At 74.7% G+C, this 18,777-nt stretch carries 14 protein-coding genes; 12 read left to right on the top strand and 2 right to left on the bottom strand.

Annotated elements, in window-relative coordinates; all coding sequences use genetic code 11:
- The first annotated feature begins 12 nt into the window (after positions 1-12).
- The 3 genes from O7609_RS03165 (at position 13) to O7609_RS03155 (ending at position 3,311) form a co-directional block, all read left to right on the top strand.
- Entirely contained in the window at positions 13-783 is a 771-nt protein-coding gene (locus O7609_RS03165; protein WP_269733372.1) for an SDR family NAD(P)-dependent oxidoreductase, read from the top strand.
- Between the two features lie 472 nt (positions 784-1,255).
- Positions 1,256-2,035, top strand: a complete 780-nt coding sequence (locus tag O7609_RS03160; RefSeq protein WP_269733371.1) for a (2Fe-2S)-binding protein — start codon at positions 1,256-1,258, stop codon at positions 2,033-2,035.
- 91 nt (positions 2,036-2,126) lie between these two features.
- On the top strand, positions 2,127-3,311 hold the full coding sequence (locus O7609_RS03155; protein WP_269743045.1) for a hypothetical protein: 1,185 nt from the start codon (positions 2,127-2,129) through the stop codon (positions 3,309-3,311).
- A gap of 47 nt (positions 3,312-3,358) precedes the next feature.
- On the opposite strand, the gene O7609_RS03150 is transcribed toward O7609_RS03155, so the two are convergent.
- A complete protein-coding gene (locus O7609_RS03150; protein WP_269733369.1) occupies positions 3,359-5,005 on the bottom strand; it encodes a hypothetical protein in 1,647 nt (548 codons plus the stop codon).
- A gap of 248 nt (positions 5,006-5,253) precedes the next feature.
- On the opposite strand from O7609_RS03150, the gene O7609_RS03145 reads away from it, so the two are divergent.
- Positions 5,254-5,955: a helix-turn-helix domain-containing protein gene (locus O7609_RS03145; protein ID WP_269733368.1), complete on the top strand. Its 702-nt coding sequence runs from the start codon at positions 5,254-5,256 to the stop codon at positions 5,953-5,955.
- 91 nt (positions 5,956-6,046) lie between these two features.
- The gene (locus O7609_RS03140; RefSeq protein ID WP_269733367.1) at positions 6,047-6,601 is read left to right on the top strand and encodes a dihydrofolate reductase family protein; all 555 of its coding nucleotides are present in this window, start codon (positions 6,047-6,049) and stop codon (positions 6,599-6,601) included.
- Between the two features lie 168 nt (positions 6,602-6,769).
- On the opposite strand, the gene O7609_RS03135 is transcribed toward O7609_RS03140, so the two are convergent.
- Complete coding sequence (locus tag O7609_RS03135; protein ID WP_269733366.1) at positions 6,770-7,786, bottom strand: ABC transporter substrate-binding protein; 1,017 nt, start codon at positions 7,784-7,786, stop codon at positions 6,770-6,772.
- A 61-nt stretch (positions 7,787-7,847) separates the two neighbouring features.
- Between O7609_RS03135 and O7609_RS03130 the strand changes: the two genes are divergently transcribed.
- From O7609_RS03130 to O7609_RS03100, 7 genes are all read left to right on the top strand, one after another.
- Positions 7,848-8,927 (top strand): FecCD family ABC transporter permease, encoded by a 1,080-nt coding sequence (locus tag O7609_RS03130; protein ID WP_269733365.1) that lies wholly within the window; start codon positions 7,848-7,850, stop codon positions 8,925-8,927.
- Between the two features lie 155 nt (positions 8,928-9,082).
- Positions 9,083-10,147, top strand: a complete 1,065-nt coding sequence (locus tag O7609_RS03125; protein ID WP_269733364.1) for a FecCD family ABC transporter permease — start codon at positions 9,083-9,085, stop codon at positions 10,145-10,147.
- Positions 10,144-11,046 carry an ABC transporter ATP-binding protein gene (locus O7609_RS03120; protein WP_269733363.1) on the top strand — a complete coding sequence of 301 codons (903 nt, stop codon included), beginning with the start codon at positions 10,144-10,146 and terminating at the stop codon, positions 11,044-11,046. Before O7609_RS03125 ends, O7609_RS03120 begins: the two co-directional genes overlap by 4 nt.
- 54 nt (positions 11,047-11,100) lie before the next feature.
- Complete coding sequence (locus tag O7609_RS03115; RefSeq protein ID WP_269733362.1) at positions 11,101-11,532, top strand: CU044_2847 family protein; 432 nt, start codon at positions 11,101-11,103, stop codon at positions 11,530-11,532.
- Between the two features lie 61 nt (positions 11,533-11,593).
- Positions 11,594-13,723: a VMAP-C domain-containing protein gene (locus O7609_RS03110; RefSeq protein ID WP_269733361.1), complete on the top strand. Its 2,130-nt coding sequence runs from the start codon at positions 11,594-11,596 to the stop codon at positions 13,721-13,723.
- Positions 13,724-13,849: 126 nt separating this feature from the next.
- On the top strand, positions 13,850-14,770 hold the full coding sequence (locus tag O7609_RS03105; RefSeq protein ID WP_269736996.1) for an AAA family ATPase: 921 nt from the start codon (positions 13,850-13,852) through the stop codon (positions 14,768-14,770).
- A gap of 2 nt (positions 14,771-14,772) precedes the next feature.
- Positions 14,773-18,696 carry an SAV_2336 N-terminal domain-related protein gene (locus O7609_RS03100; protein WP_269733360.1) on the top strand — a complete coding sequence of 1,308 codons (3,924 nt, stop codon included), beginning with the start codon at positions 14,773-14,775 and terminating at the stop codon, positions 18,694-18,696.
- Positions 18,697-18,777 lie beyond the last annotated feature (81 nt).

Genomic DNA, 18,777 nt, shown 5'->3' with positions numbered 1-18,777 from the left:
ACCTCGTCGATCTTGCCGACGACCGCCTGGTGCAGGTTCCGGGTAGCCCCGACCGATGAGGCCGTACGCCGGTACGGCAGGCTCGACATCGTCGGCGTCCAGGTCCAGGGGCCCCCGCACGAGACCTCGTTGGCGGACTGGGAGGACCTCATGGACACCAACGCCCGCGGGGTCTTCCTCGCCATGAAGCACCAGATCCCGCACCTGATCTCCGGTGGCGGCGGACAGATCATCGTCAACTCCCCCGTCGGGGCCCTCGTCGGCCGCCCGGGGCTCTCGCTCTACCAGGCGAGCAAGCAGGCGATCCCCGCGCTGGTGAAGTGCGCGGCCCTGGAGTACGGACAGCAGGGGAGCCGGGTGAACGCCATCCTCCCGGGCATCACCGACACCGCGATGATCCGGTCCCCGGAACTCGACGACGCCACCTGGGAGCAGGCCAAGGCCGCCGTCGGCAAGCTCAACGCCGACGGGCTCGGGACCGTCGCGGACCCCGAGCACATCGCCACCGCCGTCCCGGCCAGGACAGGCGACGAGTTCGGCTACCTCGCCGGCGTCTCGCCTCCGTCGACCGCGGTATCGCCGCCGGCCGCCGGCTCCTGCCGGAGCAGAAGTCTGCCGGGCCGGGCGGGACAGGGGCGCGCCCCACGGGGGAGGGCACGCCCGCGCCCGCCAGGGGCGGACGACGGACGCGCGGAAACCAACGCCCCCGGTGACTGGTCCTGGGAATCGAACCAAGCGAACGGGAAGCCATGTGAGAGCGGACCGGCGGCGGCGCGACGTTGAGGGCGAAGGGCGGGCGGCCGTCTCCGGCCGAGCACGCGATGAGGCCGGCGCGGGCCCGCTCGGCCTGGCAGCGCGGGCGGACCCTCGCGCAGCAGGCGGCCTGCGGGGCTGGTGTCAGGCATCGTCCCGGAACACGCGGCCGTGCGTGAGGCCGAGGACGAGGTCCTGCGGGAGGACGCATGACCACCGGAGACGACGCCGACCTGCGGGCCCCCGGAGACCGTGCGGCGGAACTCGCCCAGCATCGCCCGCGGGTCTCCTTCGCCGGTGCGGACGGCGAGGATGTGCTCGGTCAGGTGCACGGTCCCCCACGCTGCGCAGAACTCCCCCGATCACGGGTACGGTAACCGAACGGTCGCTCGGAGTGTGCAGGGGGTGTCGGGTGCGGCATATTCGGCGCGTTGGGGGTGTCGCGCACGGCGATCAGGGATCTAAGGTGAGGCTTACCTGATGTGCTGAACGAGGGGTGCCCGTGCCGACCACCACCGCACCACCGGACTTCTTCGACGTGGCCGACCTGGCCGCCGAGACGTACCGCCGCTTCGCGGCGGCGTTCCCCATCCTGCGCGTCACGACCGAACCGCCCGAGGGGGAGGGCTGGCTGACCGGCCGCAGGCTGGTCGAGGACGAGGGGCTGCGGGCCCTCGTGCTCGCCCGGCAGGCGCAGGCCATGGAGGCCACGCAGAACGCGGCGCCCCGCCCCGACGTCGTGGCCATGGAGATGCTCCACCAGTACGCGTTCGTGGCCTGCCTCGCGATGAGCGCGCCGTGGTACCTGGAGCGCCGGGTGCCCTGGCTGGAGCTCGACGGGGTCGGCTACGACGAGACGCGGGGCGCCCTCGCCCTCGTCCCGTCGCGGATCACCGTGCTGCCCGACGATCCGGCCGCCGCCCTGCCGGGGGCGCGGACCGTGCCGGACGAGGCGGCGCTGCGCGCCGAGCTGCGTGCCGCCGTGGCCGCCCATCTGGCGCCGCTGCTCACCGCGTTCACCCCCTTGTTGCGCCGGGGGCCGCGCGGCATGTGGGGCGTCGCCACCGACGAGCTCGCCGACGGGCTGGGCTATCTCGGGGACCTGCTGGGCGACCGGCCGGCGGCCGCAGCCGCCGCCAACGCCCTCCTGCCCGGCGGCACTCCGCCGTTCTCCGGTGCCGCGCGGTACCGGGACGACGGCAGCCGCGTGCGGCACAACTGCTGCCTCTACTACACGTTCCCGGCCGCACGGCTGTGCGCGAGTTGCCCGCGGCTGCGCTGAACGGCTGTGGATTGTAGGGCTGTTCGAGGCTGGTAAAATTGGGGGCGTCGGCCTTCGCCGCCCCCAATTACGGCGCGCGGAGGCTTTTTTCATGCCTCCACACACCACTGCCTCCCCGTCCACCGGCTACCGTGCCCTGCTCCGCGACCGCGAGTTCGCCGGGCTGTACGCCGGCTTCACGCTGACGTCCGGGGCGGGCCCGGTCTCCGGGTTCGCGCTCGGCACGCTCGTCGAGCAGCAGACCCGGTCACCGTTCCTGACGGCGGTGAGCATGTACGGGGCCACCTTCGCCACGGTGCTCGGCGCGCTCACGCTGATGTCGGTCGCCGACGGCGGCCGGCCCCGTCGTACCCTCGTCGCGCTCCAGTGCCTGTCCCTGGTCGCGGTCGCCGCGCAGGCGGTACCCGGGCTGCCGCTCACCGCCCGGTTCGGGCTGCTGCTCGTCGTCGGGTTCTTCCAGTCCCTGGCCACCGGGACGCGGCTGGGGCTGCTGGCCGAGATCACGCCGACGGCCGCCTACGCGCCCGCGCGGTCGCTGCTGAACATCACCGCGGGCGGCATGGCCGTGCTCGGCTACGCCTTCGGCGCGTTGTTGCTGCGATTCCTGAGCCCCCAGCAGGTCTTCCTGGTGGCCGCGGCGCTGGCGGCGGGCGGGCTGGTCGCCGTCGCGGCGACCGTGCGGGAGCGCTCCGTGCGGCTCACCCGACGCCCCGGGCTGGCCACCACCTGGCGGACGAACGCCGAGCTCTTCTCCCATCCCGGCCGACGGGTGCTGCTGCTGAACCTGTGGGTGCCGGGCGGGCTGATCGTCGGCTGTGAGGCCCTGTTCATCTCCTACGCCCCGCGGTACGCGGGGGTGCTGCTGGCCGCCGGGTCGGCGGGGCTGCTCCTGGGGGACCTCGCCGTCGGGCGGCTGCTCGGCCCCGAGGGGCGGCGGCGGTGCGCCTTCGGCCTGCGGCTGCTCCTCGCCGGCCCGTTCCTGCCGTTCGCGGCGCACCCGCCGCTCCCGGTGCTCACGCTCACGGTGTTCCTCGCCGGTGCCGGGTTCGCGGCGACCCTGCCACTCCAGGAACGGCTGCTGGCGCTCACGCCCGAGGCGGTGCGCGGCCAGGTCCAGGGGGCGGAGTCGGCGGGCCGGATGACCTGGCAGGGCATCGGCGCGGCGATCGCCGGCGGACTGGCCCAGTGGCTCACGCCGGGCGTCGCGATCACGGTCCTGGCCGCGCTCTCGCTCGTCGTGACGGTGGGCTCACGGCCGTTCGTCCGCCGGGCCTGAGGGGTGCGCCCGGTGGCGGGGGCCCGAGGGGTTCCCGCCACCGCGGTTCACGTGCGGGTGTTCGTCAGGTGCGGTCCGAGGTAGCCGACGTAGACCCGTCCCGTCCCGGGGCCGTCGTCGTAGAAGTGCAGCCTCGGTGCGATGGTGTTGCCCCCGCCGATGCGGACGTGGGCCTCCATGTAGACCCGCTCGTCCTGGTGCACTTCCCTGGGGACGGGGAAGGTGCGCTGTCTCCGCCACGCTGCCCGGTTGCCCACGGTGTCGGACTCCTTCATCTTCACCTTGCCGGCGGAGAAGGGGTGGGCGTCGGTGGACGACGACCGTGCGCACCAGGAGCGGAAGTCGCCCCCGGCCGTCCCGGCCGCCGAGGCGACCGCGTAGTCCTGGAGGGCCAGAAGGGCGTCCCAGGCGGTCTCGACCCAGTTGCTGACCGTCTGCTCGTCCAGCTGTTGCGTCGTCTTCCGGTTTCCGGTGAACGCCACGTTCGGCAGCTCGGGCAGGCGGCTCAGCAGGGCGGAGAACGTGGACGGGTAGTCCGTCGGCTCTTCCACCGGCGCGAAGGCGAGGTCGTAGGCGCCGGCCTCCACGAGCCGGGACTCCAGCGCCCGCACCCGTCGCCTCATCCGCTGGAGCTGCGCGTACAGTTCGTCGTTCTCGCCCTCGGCGTCCGTCGCGCGGCGCAGCGCCTGCTGTCGGTCGAGCCGCAGGTCCCGGATCTCGTCGGCGTTGGCGGCCTCGGTCTGTTCCGCCTCCGAGAGCATGGCGTGGAGCGTCTCGTTCTCGGTTCTCAGCCGCTGGAAGTCCGAGAGGTGCAGCGCCGGGCGGGGGCGGGTCCGCTGGACGGGAAGGCTGTCGAGGGCCGGGGGGAGGGGCTGGCGGAGGGCGAGCCGCTGGGGGAGCGAGACGAGGGTGGAGGCGGCCTTGCGCGGGTCGGCCCGGAGCGTGGCCCCGGACATGACGGGGTGCCGCTGGGCGTCGGGCTGCCAGGCCGGATCGATGCCGGGCAGGTAGGTGCGGATGCCCCCGCCGAACACCGGGTGGTACTCCAGCGCGCTGTTGAAGGCCGACTGGGCCCGGGGCGTGAGGACGTACATGATGGCCAGCCCCGGGAGGGACCTGTAGGCCTCCTCGACGACGTCGTCCGCCCACGGGGTCAGGCCGACGTCGTAGGGGATGCTCGCGACGACGATGGGAAGCCGTCGGTCCTGGTCGCACAGTTCCTCGATGACCTCGTCGACGTCCTCCGGTTCGATGAACTTCGGCGACCGTGCGACCTCCGCCAGACCGTCGTGCCAGTCCAGGGCCTCCAGCAGCATCCCGGCGACCCTGGGCGTCTTCGCCCGCTTCGGGGCGAGCTCGGGCGCGGCCGGCCGGTGCTCGACGTCGACCTGTATCCAGGTGTTCCGGTCGCCGTCGCGGTGGTCGGCGCGGACGACGAGCGTGGACTGCCAGGTGCCCTCGTTGCCCGGCCGGGCCTCACGCAGGCGCCACCGGGTGTAGGCCCCCTTGCGCCCGGAGGCCGAGTCGCGGTCGAGCGTGACACCCCGTGCTATCTCGTTACGGCCCTCGTCGAGGGCGGAGGTGTCGTACCTCTTGCCGTCGAGCCACGCGTAGAGCTGTCGTTCCGTTACGGCCGAGGTCGAGACGAAGTCCTTCAGCGTGGACAACACCATGCGGTAACCGCGAGGTTCCATGGGTTCGCTCCGCAGCGTTTCGAGCCGGTGGGCGTGAGGTTCTACCGTGAGGGTCACTTCGCGTGGTGGGGTCTGCGGACGTGGCTGACCGGTGGGGAACACCGTACTGGTTCCGCCGGGTTGGTGATCCCCGATCGCGGAGTATCCGATTCGGGGGTGACGTCGCACGGGAGCCGGGCCGTGCGGGCCTGTGGGGTGTCAGACTCGCGGTCCGAGGCCGGGTTCCCGGCCGGGCGAGGGAGACCGGTTTGGGCCTGGAGATCGAGAGCCGACCGTCGGAGCTGCCGCACATCGAGCGGGTGTGGCGCAGCCGCAGCGAGGGCGTCAGCCGGATGACGTCGGTCGCGACGTCGCACTGGGAGCTGGTGTTCTGGGAGCACCAGGGCCGGGCGGAGGCGGCTGTGCTGGGTCCGGAGGCGAAGGCGTCCCGCGCGCCGGTCCCTGAGGACGCCGCCTTCTTCGGGATCAGTTTCGCGCTGGGGACGTCGATGCCCCATGTCCCGGTCAGCCGGCTGGTGGGGGGCAACGCGGCGATCCCGGACGTGACGCGGCGTTCGCTGTGGCTGAAGGGGTCCGCCTGGCACGTTCCCGGCTACGACAACGCCGAGGCCTTCGTGCGGCGGATGGTGCGCGAGGGCATCGTCGACGTGGACCCCGTCGTGCCCGCTGTGCTCCGTGGCGCCTGCCCGGACGTCTCCGATCGCACCCTGCAGCGGCACTTCGTCGCGGCGACCGGCCTGACCCGGGGCGCCATCCGGCAGATCCACCGCGCCCGACGGGCGGTGCTGCTGGTTCAGGAGGGGGTGCCGGCCCAGCAGGTCGTGCACCGGCTGGGGTACTTCGACCAGCCACATCTGGCGCGGTCCCTCAAGCGGTACGCCGGGCGGACCGCCACTCAGCTGAGCGCACCGGACACGGCGGAGCCGCTGTCGCTTCTGTACAAGACCTGATCCCCGGCGCCTGCCTAGTGTTCCTGACGGAGCCGGTCGGCCCGCCCCGGCCCGCGTGGGCGGAGAACCCCGGACTCATCATGGAGGAGTCATGCGCAAGCTCGTTTCCGGTCTGTTCGTCTCGCTCGACGGTGTCGTCCAGTCACCGGACGCGTGGCAGTTCGCGTTCGACGAGGAGATGGGTGCCGCGCTGGCCGACACCCTGGAGACGGCCGACACCATCCTGCTGGGCCGCAGGACGTTCACCGAGTGGGCCGGATACTGGCCGACGGTGACCAGCGGTGAGGACGCCGGTTTCGCCAAGTGGATCAACGAATCGCCCAAGTACGTCGTCTCCTCGACCCTCGAGAGCGTCGGGGACTGGGCGAACAGCACGCTGATCAAGGGCGATCTCGTGACCGCGGTCAACGAGCTCAAGGCGGGCGGGGGCAAGGACGTCACCGTCGCCGGCAGCCCGTCGCTGGTGCGCTCGCTGCTGGAGCTGGACCTCCTGGACGAGCTGGTGCTCCTGATCCACCCGGTCGTGGCCGGCGAGGGCCGCGGGAAGCTGTTCGCCGACGACGCGGCGCTGAAGAGGCTTCGGCTGGTCAGCGCCCAGCCGACCAGCAGCGGGGTGATCATCGCGACCTACCGCCCGGAGCGCTGAGCGCGCGAGGTCCTCCGCGACCCGGCGCGATCCTGGGCAGCGCGGGCGCGCACCAGGCCGCGTGCTGGCCACGCGTGATCCGCCCCTCCGGGGCCGACTCGCGGCGGGGGCCGGACACCCGTGTGGTGTCCGGCCCCCGCCCCGCGAAGTCGGCTCGGCCCCCTGGCGTCAGGCGCGGGCCGCGTCCACGCCGTAGGTGTCGGCGACGTCGTCCAGCACGCTCTCGGCGCCGTAGAGGCCCACCGCGATCATCCAGGTGATGTCACTCACCTCGTGGACGTCGCCCTCCAGCTGCTTCCACAGCGGGTTGGCCATGAACTTCTGCTTGTTCTTCTCACCGGTGCCCGAGGGGTCCGGGTAGGCGGTGACGAAGATGTCGTCCGCGTCGACCTTGGCGATCTGCTCCTCGGAGATGTCGGCGTTGAAGCCGGTGCCCTGGGCGTCCTTGGGGAAGCCGAAGCCGAGGTCGTTCAGGATGACACCGACGTAGGTGTCCTCCTTGTACAGCCGGGTCGGGCCGTCGACGAACCGCACGACGGAGACGGTCGGGTTGCCGCCCTCCTGCTGGCGGACGCTGTCGCCGACCGTCTTGGCGCGCTTCTCGAAGGCGGTGATCTTCTGCTCGGCGAGGTCCTCCTTGCCGAGGGCCTCGCCGACGAGGCGGAGGTTGTCCTTCCAGGTCGCGCCCGTGGTCTCGGTGAAGACGGTCGGGGCGATGCCGGAGAGGTCCTTGTACAGCTTCTCGTGACGCACCTTGGCCGAGAGGATGAGGTCCGGCTTCAGAGCCAGGATCTTCTCCGTGCTCGGCTCGTCGAGCGTGCCGACCTCGACCGCCTCGGCGCCGTACTTCTCGCCGTCCTCGCCGAAGTAGGGCGGGAGCTTCTCGTCCGGGCCGGTGAAGGTGGTGTAGCCGACGACGTTGCCCTCGAGCGCGAACGCGGCGTCCACGAAGGTCATGTCCAGGGCGACGATGCGCTTGGGGGCCTCCTCGATGTCCGTCTCGCCCATGGCGTGGTCGACGGTCCGCGGGAAGGCGGCGCCCGAGGCGGCGGGCTTCTTCTCGCCGCCCTTGTCGTCCGTATTCTTGTCCGAGTCGCTGCTGCAGGCGGCGGTGGCGAACAGGCCGAGTGCGACGGTGACGGCACCGGCTGAGCGGCCGATGCGCGTGAGCCAGCGGGCTCTCATCAAAGGGGTCCCTTCGTTCACGGGGGGTGCGCCGTAAGGATAGGCTCGCCTAACCTACAACATGGCGGCGGCGGAGGAGATCGTGATCGAAGCGCTATCTGCACCACTCCGGAAACGGAGACGGCGAGAGGTCGCCGCGCAGCGCGCCCACACCCGGTGGGCGGGCCTGCTCGCCCTCGTCGCCCTGCTCGGGCTCGCCCTGCTGGCCAGCATCGCCTTCGGCTCCAAGCCCCTGACGCCGGGCCAGGTCTGGCACGGGCTGTGGAACCCGGGCGGTACGGGCGAGGCCGAGGTGATCGTGCACTCCCTGCGGCTGCCCCGCACGGTCCTCGCCCTCGCGGCCGGGGTCGCGCTCGGCGTCGCCGGGGCCCTGATGCAGGGCCACACCCGCAACCCCATCGCCGACCCCGTCCTGCTCGGGCTCAGCGCCGGAGCCGGCATGTGGGTCGTCGGCGCCGTCTTCCTGCTCGGCGTCACCACCCTCTACGGGTACGTGTGGTTCGCCTTCGCCGGGACGCTCATGGCCGCCCTCCTCGTCCACTCCGTCGGGTCCCTGGCCCGCGGCGGTGCGACGCCCGTCACCCTGGCGCTGGCCGGAGCCGCCGCCCACGCCCTGTTCACCGCGCTCACGGCCGGGATGGTCATCTTCGACCGGCAGGCCCTGGACACCTACCGCTTCTGGACGGTCGGCGCCGTCAACGGCCGGCCCCTCGACTTCACCGTCCAGCTCCTGCCCTTCATCCTGCTCGGCCTCGTCCTCGCCGCCCTCAACGCGCCCGGCCTGAACGCCCTCTCCCTCGGCGAGGACGTGGCCCGCACCCTCGGCGTCCGGCTCGGGCTCACCCGCACCGTCGGCATGGCCGCCATCACGCTCCTCACCGGCGCGGCCGTCGCCGCCTGCGGGCCCATCGGGTTCGTCGGCCTCGTCGCCACCCATATCGGCCGCCACCTCACCGGCCCCGACTACCGCTGGGTGCTCGCCTACGCCGCGCTGATCGGCGGGACGCTCGTCCTCGTCGCCGACGTCCTGGGCCGCGTGGTGGCCCGGCCCGGTGAACTCCAGGTCGGCATCATGCTCGCCCTCATCGGCGCGCCCGTCTTCATCCAGCTCGTCCGCCGCCGCAAGCCGGTGCGGCTGTGAGCGCGAGGCCCGCCGCCCGAGCGGCGGCAGCACCCGACGGCGCGACCGGCACCGCCTCCGGCACCACCCCAGGCACCGCCTCCGGCGCCACCCCCGACAGCGCGCCCGACGGCGGACCCGACTCGGCGAAACCCCGCCCGAGCGAAGGGAACAGAGTGTCCAGCGTCCCCGGTCGCACACCCGTGCGCCTCGGCCCCGTCTCGACGGTGTGGCGCCCGCGCACGGTCCTCGTCCCCGTCCTCATCACGCTCGCCCTGTTCGCCGCCGTCGTCCTCAACACCGGACGCGGCGACTACCCGCTCCCGGCGGCCGAGGTGATCCGGGCACTCTTCGGCGGCGGCGACCACATCTCCGAGCTCGTCGTCTGGGAGCTGCGGCTGCCCCGCTCCGTGGTCGGGCTCCTCGTCGGCGCCTCCCTCGGCCTGGCCGGGGCGATCCTCCAGGGCATCGCCCGCAACCCGCTGGCCAGCCCCGACATCCTCGGCATCACGGCCGGCGCGGGGGTCGGCGCCGTCACCGTCATCGTGTTCAGCGGAGCCAACGGCGCCGTCGGCGGCTTCGCCGGAGAGGTGGGCGTACCCACCGCGGCCATCGGCGGCGGTCTCACCGCCGCCGTCCTCGTCTACCTCCTCGCCGTCCGCCAGGGCATCAGCGGCTACCGCGTCCTGCTCGTCGGCGTCGGCGTCAACGCCGCCCTCACCAGCGTGCTGTCCTGGCTGCTGGCCAAGGCCGACATCGTCGACGCCGGACGCGCGCTGATCTGGCTCAACGGCAGCCTCAACGGCACCAACTGGGACATCGCGGGACCCGCCGCCTGGGCGCTCGCGGTACTGCTGCCCGCGGCCCTGCTGCTCTCCCACCAGTTCGGGGCGCTCGCCTTCGACGACGACACCGCCCGCGGCCTCGGCGTCCGGATGACCGGCGCCCGGGTGGCCCTGCTGCTCACCGCCGTCCTGCTCACCGCCGTCGCCACGGCCGCCACCGGGCCCATCGCCTTCGTGGCGCTGGCCTGTCCCCAGCTCGCACTGCGCCTCATGCGCACCGGCCACCCCCCGCTGCTGGCATCCGCCCTGCTGGGCGCGGCCGTCACCGTGTGGGCCGACGTCCTCGGCCGCACCCTCATCAGCGACGTGGAGCTTCCGGTGGGCATCCTCACCGCGGCCCTCGGCGCGCCCTACCTGCTCTATCTGCTCGTCCGCAGCGGAAAGGCCCGCTCATGACCGACACCGGAACCGGCACCGTCCCCGCCCCGGCCCCCGCCCGCACGGCCAAGGACCCGTCCCGCCCCGTGCGGCTGCGCGCCGAGAAGCTGACCCTCGGCTACGGCGACCGGCCCGTCGTCCACGACCTGTCCCTCGACATCCCCGACGGCACGGTGACTGCCGTCATCGGCCCCAACGGCTGCGGCAAGTCCACGCTCCTGCGCGCCTTCGGGCGGCTGATGAAGCCCCGCTCCGGGCGGGTGCTGCTGGACGGAACGCCGGTCCACGCCATGCCCACCCGCCGCGTCGCCTCCCTCGTCGGGCTGCTGCCGCAGACTCCGCAGGCGCCCGAGGGGCTGAGCGTCGCCGACCTCGTCGCCCGCGGCCGCCACCCGCACCAGAGCTGGTACCGCCGCTGGTCCAGCGAGGACGAGCACGCCGTCGAGCACGCGCTGCGCGCCACCGGAACCCTCGACCTGGCCGAGCGCACCCTCGACGAACTCTCCGGCGGCCAGCGGCAGCGCGCCTGGATCGCCATGGCCCTCGCCCAGGAGACCGAGCTGCTGCTCCTGGACGAACCCACCAACCACCTCGACCTGGCGCACCAGATCGAGGTGCTGGACCTCGTGCGCGAACTCCACCGCGACACCGGGCGCACCGTCGTCCTCGTGCTGCACGACCTGTCGCTCGCCGCCCGCTACGCGGACCGGCTCGTGGCCATGAAGGACGGCCGCGTCGCCGCCCTCGGGGAGCCGGGCGAGGTGCTGACGGAGAAACTCCTCGCCGACGTCTTCGGGCTGCGGGCCCGCATCCGCACCGACGACGAGACCGGCGCCCCCCTCGTCGTCCCCCTCAGCCGCCACGACGCGCCCCGGCGGGGCGAGGAGCGCCCCACCGCCCCCGCCGGAAACCACTGAGGAGGCTTGCCCAAGTCAGCTGCTCCACCAGGCGGGTTGGGACACAATGGACCCGTGTCTGACTTCATCGAGTTCGAGTTCGACGACGGTTCGGCTCTCGCCCTGCAGGTCTTCGCACCCGTGAGCGACGGCGGACAGCCGAAGCCGGGCGCCGAAGGCGCGGCCCCCGGCTTCGGCGGCTCCGTGCCAGTGGCCCGCCGACGCTCCCGCGCCGCGACGGCCGCCGGCAGCGCCCTGCGCACCATGCTCTCACCGTTGGTGCCCCTGCTCCAGCAGGTCCGCGACACGGCGGCCACGGTGCCGGACCGGCCCGACGAGCTCTCGGTGAGCTTCGGCGTCAGGATCGGCCAGGACCTCAAGCTCGCCGTCGTCGGCGCCAAGGGCGAGGCCACGCTCAGCGTCACGGCGACCTGGCAGCTCGGCCGGGAGCCCGGCCCGCCGCGCCGTGAGGAGGACCAGTCCGCTGACGATGACGCCGCCCAGTAGCCGACGGCCGGTCCCGTGCCCCCGGCCGCCGGCCGACGCGCTCCGGCCCTCCCTGGTCTCGGTGCTGAGCCACGCCTCCGGCGAACTGGCGGGCAGCGGCCTGCACCTGGGCGGCCGGCACGTGCTGACCTGCGCCCACGTCGTCAACGAGGCACTCGGCCGGGAGATGTTCGAGCAGAGCACGCCGGACGGCTCCCCGCTGCGGGTGGAGTTCCCCTGCCTGCCGCAGCGGCCCGGGTTCACCGCGTCCCTGCTGCGCTGGCGCGCCGCCCACCGCGTCGGCGCCCCCGGCGACCCGGCCGCACCGGGTGACCTCGTCTGGGCTGGCGATCTCGCCCTGCTCGAACTCGCCGAGGACCCGGGCCTCCAGCCGCCCCCGTGGCGGCCCATGACCCCGGGCCAGCGCGTGCGCGCCTGGTACGGGGACGGCGCCGCCTACAGCTACGCCGACAGCCTCGTCGGCTCCCTCCAGGACGACCACGCCTTCGTCGACGGCGAGCTGCGCGGCGCCGCCATCGGCCACGGCTACAGCGGCGGTCCGCTGTGGTGCGAGACGGAGGGGGCCGTCGTCGGCCTCGTCCTCGGGATGATGTCCCCGCCCCCGGGCTCGTTCCGCGGCGAGAACGTCCTGCGGCGCGCCATCGTCGCGCCCTGGCAGGCGATCGAGCCCTTCGCCGCGGACGGCGCGGACGCGACCCCGCCCCGCGCCGACCCCACGCTGCTGCCGCCGCGCCCCGTCGCCCCCTCGGTGCGGCTGCGGCTGCGCACGTGCGTGCAGGCGCTCCTGCCCAGCCCCGAGGAGCGCGCCCACCACATCGCCTACGTCCTCGACGAACTCGGCCTCCCGCCCGCCGCCACGGACCGGCCCACGGTCGCCGACGTCGTCGAGCTCGTCCTCACCCGGCACCGGGCCGCCGCCGTCCTCAGCGACGTCCTGACGCCCGAGTCCCGTGCGGAGACGCTGCGGCTGCTCGCCCTGTGCCGCGGCGCGCTGGTGCCCGGCATCCTCACGCCCCTCGAACTCGCCTCCCTCCTCGAACACCTCGACGGCGAGCCCGAAGGACTGCTGGAGGAGGCGGCCCGCGACGCCCTGGGCAACACCACGTTCTGGGACGAGCGCACCCCGGCCGCCCCCGGCGCCACCGCGGCCGAGTCCGTCGAGCACCTCGTCGTGGCCCTGGAGAACTACTGGGGCGACAGCGGCTCCACGGACACCACCCACCGCGTCCCGGCCCTGCTCACCGCCGTGGAACACGTCGCCGCCCTGTGTCCGGCGAACCGTATGGAGGAACTGCGCCAGTGGGCGGAGTCCGTGGCCCAGCGCCTCGGCGTGCACGAGAGCGTCCTGCTGAGCCGCCGCGCGGACGCCGAGGACTGGGCCCGCGCCCGGCGCTTCCGGCTGGGCCCGTCCGAACCCCGGTTGACGGTGCTGCTCGACCGCGCCCCCCAGGGCGGGCACCGCTGCACCCTGTGGTTCGACCCGGGCACGGCCGGGAACGCGGGCCTGCGCCAGGTCGTGGCGGAAGACGAACCCCGCACCCCGCGGGACATCGCCCGCCTCGTGCAGGACGTCCTGCTGCGCGAGCTGTCCCCGGCCGCGGGGCGCGGCAGGCCCCTGATCGAGTTCCAGCTCGAACCCGAGGACCTCGACCTGCCCGTGGACCGCTGGGACGACGGCGACCCCGACGGCGGCGTCCCAGCCGTGCTGGGCGTCGAGTACCGCGCCGTCGTGAGCTGCCCGGAACTGCGCACGGCCACGCTCAAGCGCCGCCGCGCCTGGGAGGCCCGCTCGCTCGACTTCCCCCAGGGCGGCTTCGCCCGCGTCACCGCCGAGCACAGCGAGGCCGCGGACGTCTACACCCTGCTCCACCGGGACCAGCGCATCGGCAGGATCACCGTCGGCTGCGCCGCCGAACACCGCGTCCGGCTCCAGACCGTGTGCCTCACCCAGGGCATCCCCGTCGTCCTGTGGGACCGCAACGACTCGCCGCGCCGGACCGACGTGCTCACCGGACTGATGCTCAACGGCAGTCCCCGCAACCTGCCCGAGCGGATCCGTGTCCACCGGGCGGACACCCTCGGACGTCCCCCGGAGGACGCCGTCGCCCCCGTCCTGGTGTGGGACGACGCCTCCCGCACGCCGCCCGAGCCCTACTGGAGCGACCCCTCCTGGGAGGAACCCGTCTCATGACCACAGCCGAGGACCCCGCCCAGGGCCCTGCCCGGGACCCCCGCCCAGGACGTCACTCGGGCCCCCGCCCGGGAACCCGACGGCTGGCGGCTCTTCCGCGGCGACGGCAGGCCCCGCCGTGTGCCGATGCCGCCCGCACCGCCCTGGCGGACCTTCGGGGACGCCGCGCCCGACGCCGCGCCCGACGGCGCGCGGGACGCCGACGAGGGGCCCGAGCACCGCCCCTACCTCATCGGGCCCGCCGAGCGCGACGTCGTCAACGCCGCGCTCCACCTGCGCCGACCGCTCCTCGTGACCGGCCACCCGGGCACCGGCAAGTCCTCGCTCGCCGACGCCCTCGCCCACGAGCTCAGCCTCGGTCCCGTGCTGCGCTGGTCCGTCAACAGCCGCTCCCGGCTGACCGACGCGCTCTACCGCTACGACGCCGTCGGCCGCCTGCGCGAGGCCAACCTCTCCCAGCACCAGGGCGGCTCCGACCCGGGCATCGGCCGCTTCGTCCGGCTCGGCCCGCTGGGCACGGCGCTCGTCCCCGGTGACCATCCGCGCGTCCTGCTCGTCGACGAACTGGACAAGGGCGACGTCGACCTGCCGAACGACCTGCTGACCGTGTTCGAGGAGGGCCGGTTCGAGATCCCGGAACTCGCCCGGCTGCCCGAGGGCGAGGACGAGGTCCGGGTGTACGCGGCACGCGGCAGCGACACGGTGCCCGTGCGTCGCGGGGTGGTGCGCTGCCGCGAGTTCCCCGTCGTCGTCATCACCAGCAACGGGGAGCGGGAGTTCCCGCCCGCGTTCCTGCGCCGCTGCCTGCGGCTGGACCTGCCCGACCCGGACGAGCGGCGGCTGCGCGCCATCGTCGCCGCGCACCTGGGGGAGGAGGCCCTGCCGCGCGTCGACGACCTCGTGCGCACCTTCCTCGCCCGCCGGGCCCCGGGCGAACTCGCCACCGACCAGCTGCTGAACGCGGCCTTCCTGCGGCTGGGCGGCGTGGACCTGGACGCCGAGGGCCTGCTCGACGCCGTCCTCCACCGGCTCGGCGGAGCGCTGTAACCGTGCCGCACCGTCTCTTGCGCCTGCTGGGCGAACTCGGTGCGGAGGTGACCGCCGAGGAGCTCGCGGACGTGCTGTGGCTCGCCGAGCGGCTGCCGGCCGAGGCCCGGTCCCTGCCGCTGGCCCGCGCGCTGGGGCTCGACGACGCCTCGCTCGCCGGCGCCGCCGGTGCGGGGACGGGCCCGTCCCCGCACGCGTCGGCCCCGTCACCGCAGGTTCCGCGGGCGCTGGGAGACGCCGACGGCGCGGGAGACGGCGACGGCCCGGACGCCGACGCCCGAGACCCCCAAGACCCCCACGGCGGCAAAGACCCGGCGGACGCCGATGCCGGGGAGGCCGGGGGCCGGGCCGCGCTGTACTCCCTGCCGGGCCCGCGGGCCCGGGCCGGGGACGCCGGGAACCCGGCCGGGGAGCAGGATCCCCCCGCGCCCGAGCCGCCCGAGCCGTCCGCGGAGCCGTCGGCGGAGGGGACCGCACCGCGAGGCCGGGGGGCGGCCCGGGCGCTGCCCGTCCGCATCCCCCATCCCCGCGCCCTCGCCTCGCCGTTGGCGGCGGCCCGCGCGCTGCGCCCGCTGAAGCGGGCCTCCGCCGACCCGGCCGCCGAGGAGCTCGACGAGGAGGAGACGGCGGCGCGCACCGCCGACTCGCGGGTGCCGGACGTCGTGACGCGGCCGGTCCGCAGCCGGTGGCTCGACCTCAACCTGGTCATCGACGACGGCGTGTCCATGCTGCTGTGGCAGCAGCTCTGCGCCGAGCTCGGCGCCCTGACGGTGCGGCTCGGGGCGTTCCGGCAGATCCGCCTGTTCGGGCTGCGGCTGCGGCCCGGCACCCCGCCGGCGCTCACCACCCGGCCCTTCGACCCCTCCGCGGCGCCCGTGCGCCCGGACGTCGTCACCGACCCCACGGGGCGGAGCATGACGCTCGTCGTCTCGGACGGCGCGGGGCCGGGGTGGCGCACCGGAGGGATGCGCGCCGTGCTCTCCCGCTGGGCCCTCCACGGACCCACCGCCGTCGTGCACGCGCTGCCGCCCCGCATGTGGCGCGGCTCCGGCCTGCCCGTGGTGACCCGCCGGGTGCGGCTGCCCGGCCCGGGGGCGGCCAACGCGACCTGGCGCGTCCACCGTCCCGACGCGCTGGCCGGGCTGCCGGGGGAGGAGCCGGGCCGCCGTCTCGCGGACGGGGTGCCCGTTCCGGTCCTGGAGCCCTCCGGTCCGGCGCTGGCCGACTGGGCGCGGCTGACGGCCTCCGGCGGAGCGGGCGCGCTGTCCCTGTGGGACACCGAGGCCGCCGAGCGCCGGCCGGTCCGCGGCCGCCGCCCGGCCCGGTCGGCGGCGGCGGACGACACGGCGGACGACGCCGGGGACCCGGGGCGCGCGGACGCGGAGGTCCGGCACTTCCGCCGCACCGTGTCCCCGGACGCCTACCGGCTGGCCGCCCACCTCGCCGCCGTCTCACCGCTGACCGTCCCCGTCATGCGGCTCGTGGCCCGGTCACTGGCCCGGCCGGTGACGACGGCGCATCTCGCCGAGGTCTTCCTCAGCGGGCTGCTCCGCCCGGCCGAGGCGGCCTCCAGCGCTCCCCGGGGGCGGCACGTCCCGCCCCAGCAGCGCGTGTTCGCCTTCGCCCCGGCCACCCGGGACGTGCTGCTCGACGTGGTCCCGACGGCCGAGGTGATCCGGTCCACCCGCCTCGTCTCCGAGCACATCGCGCACCTGGCCGGCCGCTCCCCGGACTTCCCCGCCTGGCTCAGCCGCCCGGACGGCACCGACGAACTCCCCTCGACGGGCTCGGCCTTCGCCTGGCTCAGCCCCGCGCTCCAGCAGCGCCTCGGCCTGGCCGGGCTGTCCGCCCGCACCTACGCGGCCCGGTCGGGACAGCGCGCCTGGGAACCCGAACCGGACCTGCCCGAGGAGACGGGGCCGGGCGCGGCGAACCCCTACACCGACGTGTTCGAGAGCGACGACGGGGAGCCGGGGCTGTTCGACGACGGGCTGCCGGTCAGGCGCTCGGAGCCCATCGGGCCCTTCACGCTGCTGGGGACCTGGCAGAGCCGTACCGGGGAGTCCGTCCACAGCGGAGTCGACGGCCGCCGCGCCGCCCTGATCCGCACGGCGCGCTCGATCCACTCCACCGCCTACCCGTTCGTCCACACCGAGACCATGGCGACGCTGCGCTTCGACCACCCCTGCCTGCCCGCGCTGCTGGACGGAAACCTCAGCAGGGCCTGGCCGTGGGTGGCGGTCAGCGGGGCCATGAGCCCGAACGGCCGCCCGGCCCCCGAGCTGAGGGAGGCCCTGCGGTACGCACGGCTGCCCGCCGCGGCCGTGCTGGTGCTCGGGCAGCGGCTCGCGTCCGCGCTGGACCACGCCCACCGCGCGGGTGTCGTGCACGGGCGCCTGATGCCGCGTCACGTGCTCCTGACCGAGGACGGCCCGCTGATCACCGGCTGGCACCGCGCCGTGCTGGACGGGGGGCCGGGCACGCCCACGGCCGCCGACGACGTCCGGCGGCTCGCCCAGCTGCTGTGCCAGACCCACACCGGGCTCTGGGTCACCGAGCCGCTGGCCGATGTCGAGGACCTCCCCCAGCTGGCGGCCGTGCTGGGCCCGTTCGTCACCGACGCGGCACCGGTGATGTCGGCCGACGCCCTGCTCGCGGCGCTGCGCGACGGCACCGCACGCGGCGCCTTCGACCTGCCGCCGCGTGAGTGGCTTCCCCACCGGGCCTTCGCCTGGGTCGAGGGCACCCATGTGTACCGTCCGGGCGGCCACAGCCGGGTCGTCCAGCCGGTCCAGTGGCCCGAGCCGCCGGGCCCGCAGGTCCCCTTCACCCCGGAGGTTCCGCACGAGGACGAGGATCCGAGCATCACCGCCGAACGCTGGGCACCGCACCGGGAACCTCCGCGCACCAAGTGGTTCACCCTGCCCGGCGGGACCGCGAAGCCGCCGTCCTGGTTCGCCCGGCGACTGCGGCGGGGTGGCCACTCCGGTGACGGTGCGCTGCTCCGGCCCCGCCCGTCGTACGGGCGGGAGCTGCCGGTCGGCTCGCTGATCGCCGTGTTCGGGGCGGTTCCGGGCAGCGGATGCTCGTCCGTCGCCGTGCAGCTCGCCTCCGCGCTGGCGGCCTCGATCCCGGCGTCCCGCCGCCCGCCCGTCCTCATGCTGCCCTTCGCCCCGGCCACCGGCGTGGTCGGGTACCGCCTGCTGGGGAACAGCACGGTCCCGCCGGAGGAGTTCCGCGCCCTGCTGAACGGCCCTCGGCCCGCCAACCGGGCCTTCATCGACCTCAACCCCCCGAGCTCGACCTACACCTCGCAACCCGAGGCGCCCACCAGCGACGGCACGGGGTACGCCTGGCTCTCCCTGCGGGACTCCACCGGTGCGGACTTCGTCCACCGGCGCGGCCCGGTGGACACGCCGCCCGTGCCGGAGCGGCTGCACCGCAGCGTCATCGGCGGGCTGGGCTCGATCGGTGACGTCGTCCTCGACTGCGCGGAGTCCTTCGGCCCGGGGGAGCGGCCCCCGGAAGTGGCGCTCGGCGCGGTGGACCATCTCGTGGTGGCCACGGGGACGAGCCCCGCACACGTGGCGGCCACGGCGGACCGGCTGGAGTGGATGGCCGGGCGCGGCCGGTCCGGAGCGGTGACCCGGGCCGTCGTCGTCGTGAGCGACCTGGAGGGCGCGGACGGCGCGGTGGGTGCCGAGCACGCGGGGAGCGCCGAGGGCGCCGAGGGCGCCGAAGGCCGCTTCGCCGCGGCCGAGCGGCGGCTCGCGCCGCTCGTGCGGGCCGTGGTCCGGGTGCCCTTCGACCAGGGCCTGCACGAGCGGGGGCTGATCGACTTCTCCCTGCTCGCCTCCGCCACCCGCGGCGCCTTCGCGGTGGCCGCCCGCCGGCTGCTGGACGAGCCGCGCCCCGGAGCCCGCTGAGGACGCCCGCCGGGGCGTAACCACCAGCCGTGGACGGCCGTTTCCCTGCCGGGGAGAAGCCGTTGCCAGCCGGTGCGCGGC

The organism is Streptomyces sp. WMMC1477 (assembly GCF_027460245.1).
GTDB lineage: Bacteria > Actinomycetota > Actinomycetes > Streptomycetales > Streptomycetaceae > Streptomyces.
This window is presented reverse-complemented; position numbering and strand designations above follow the sequence as displayed.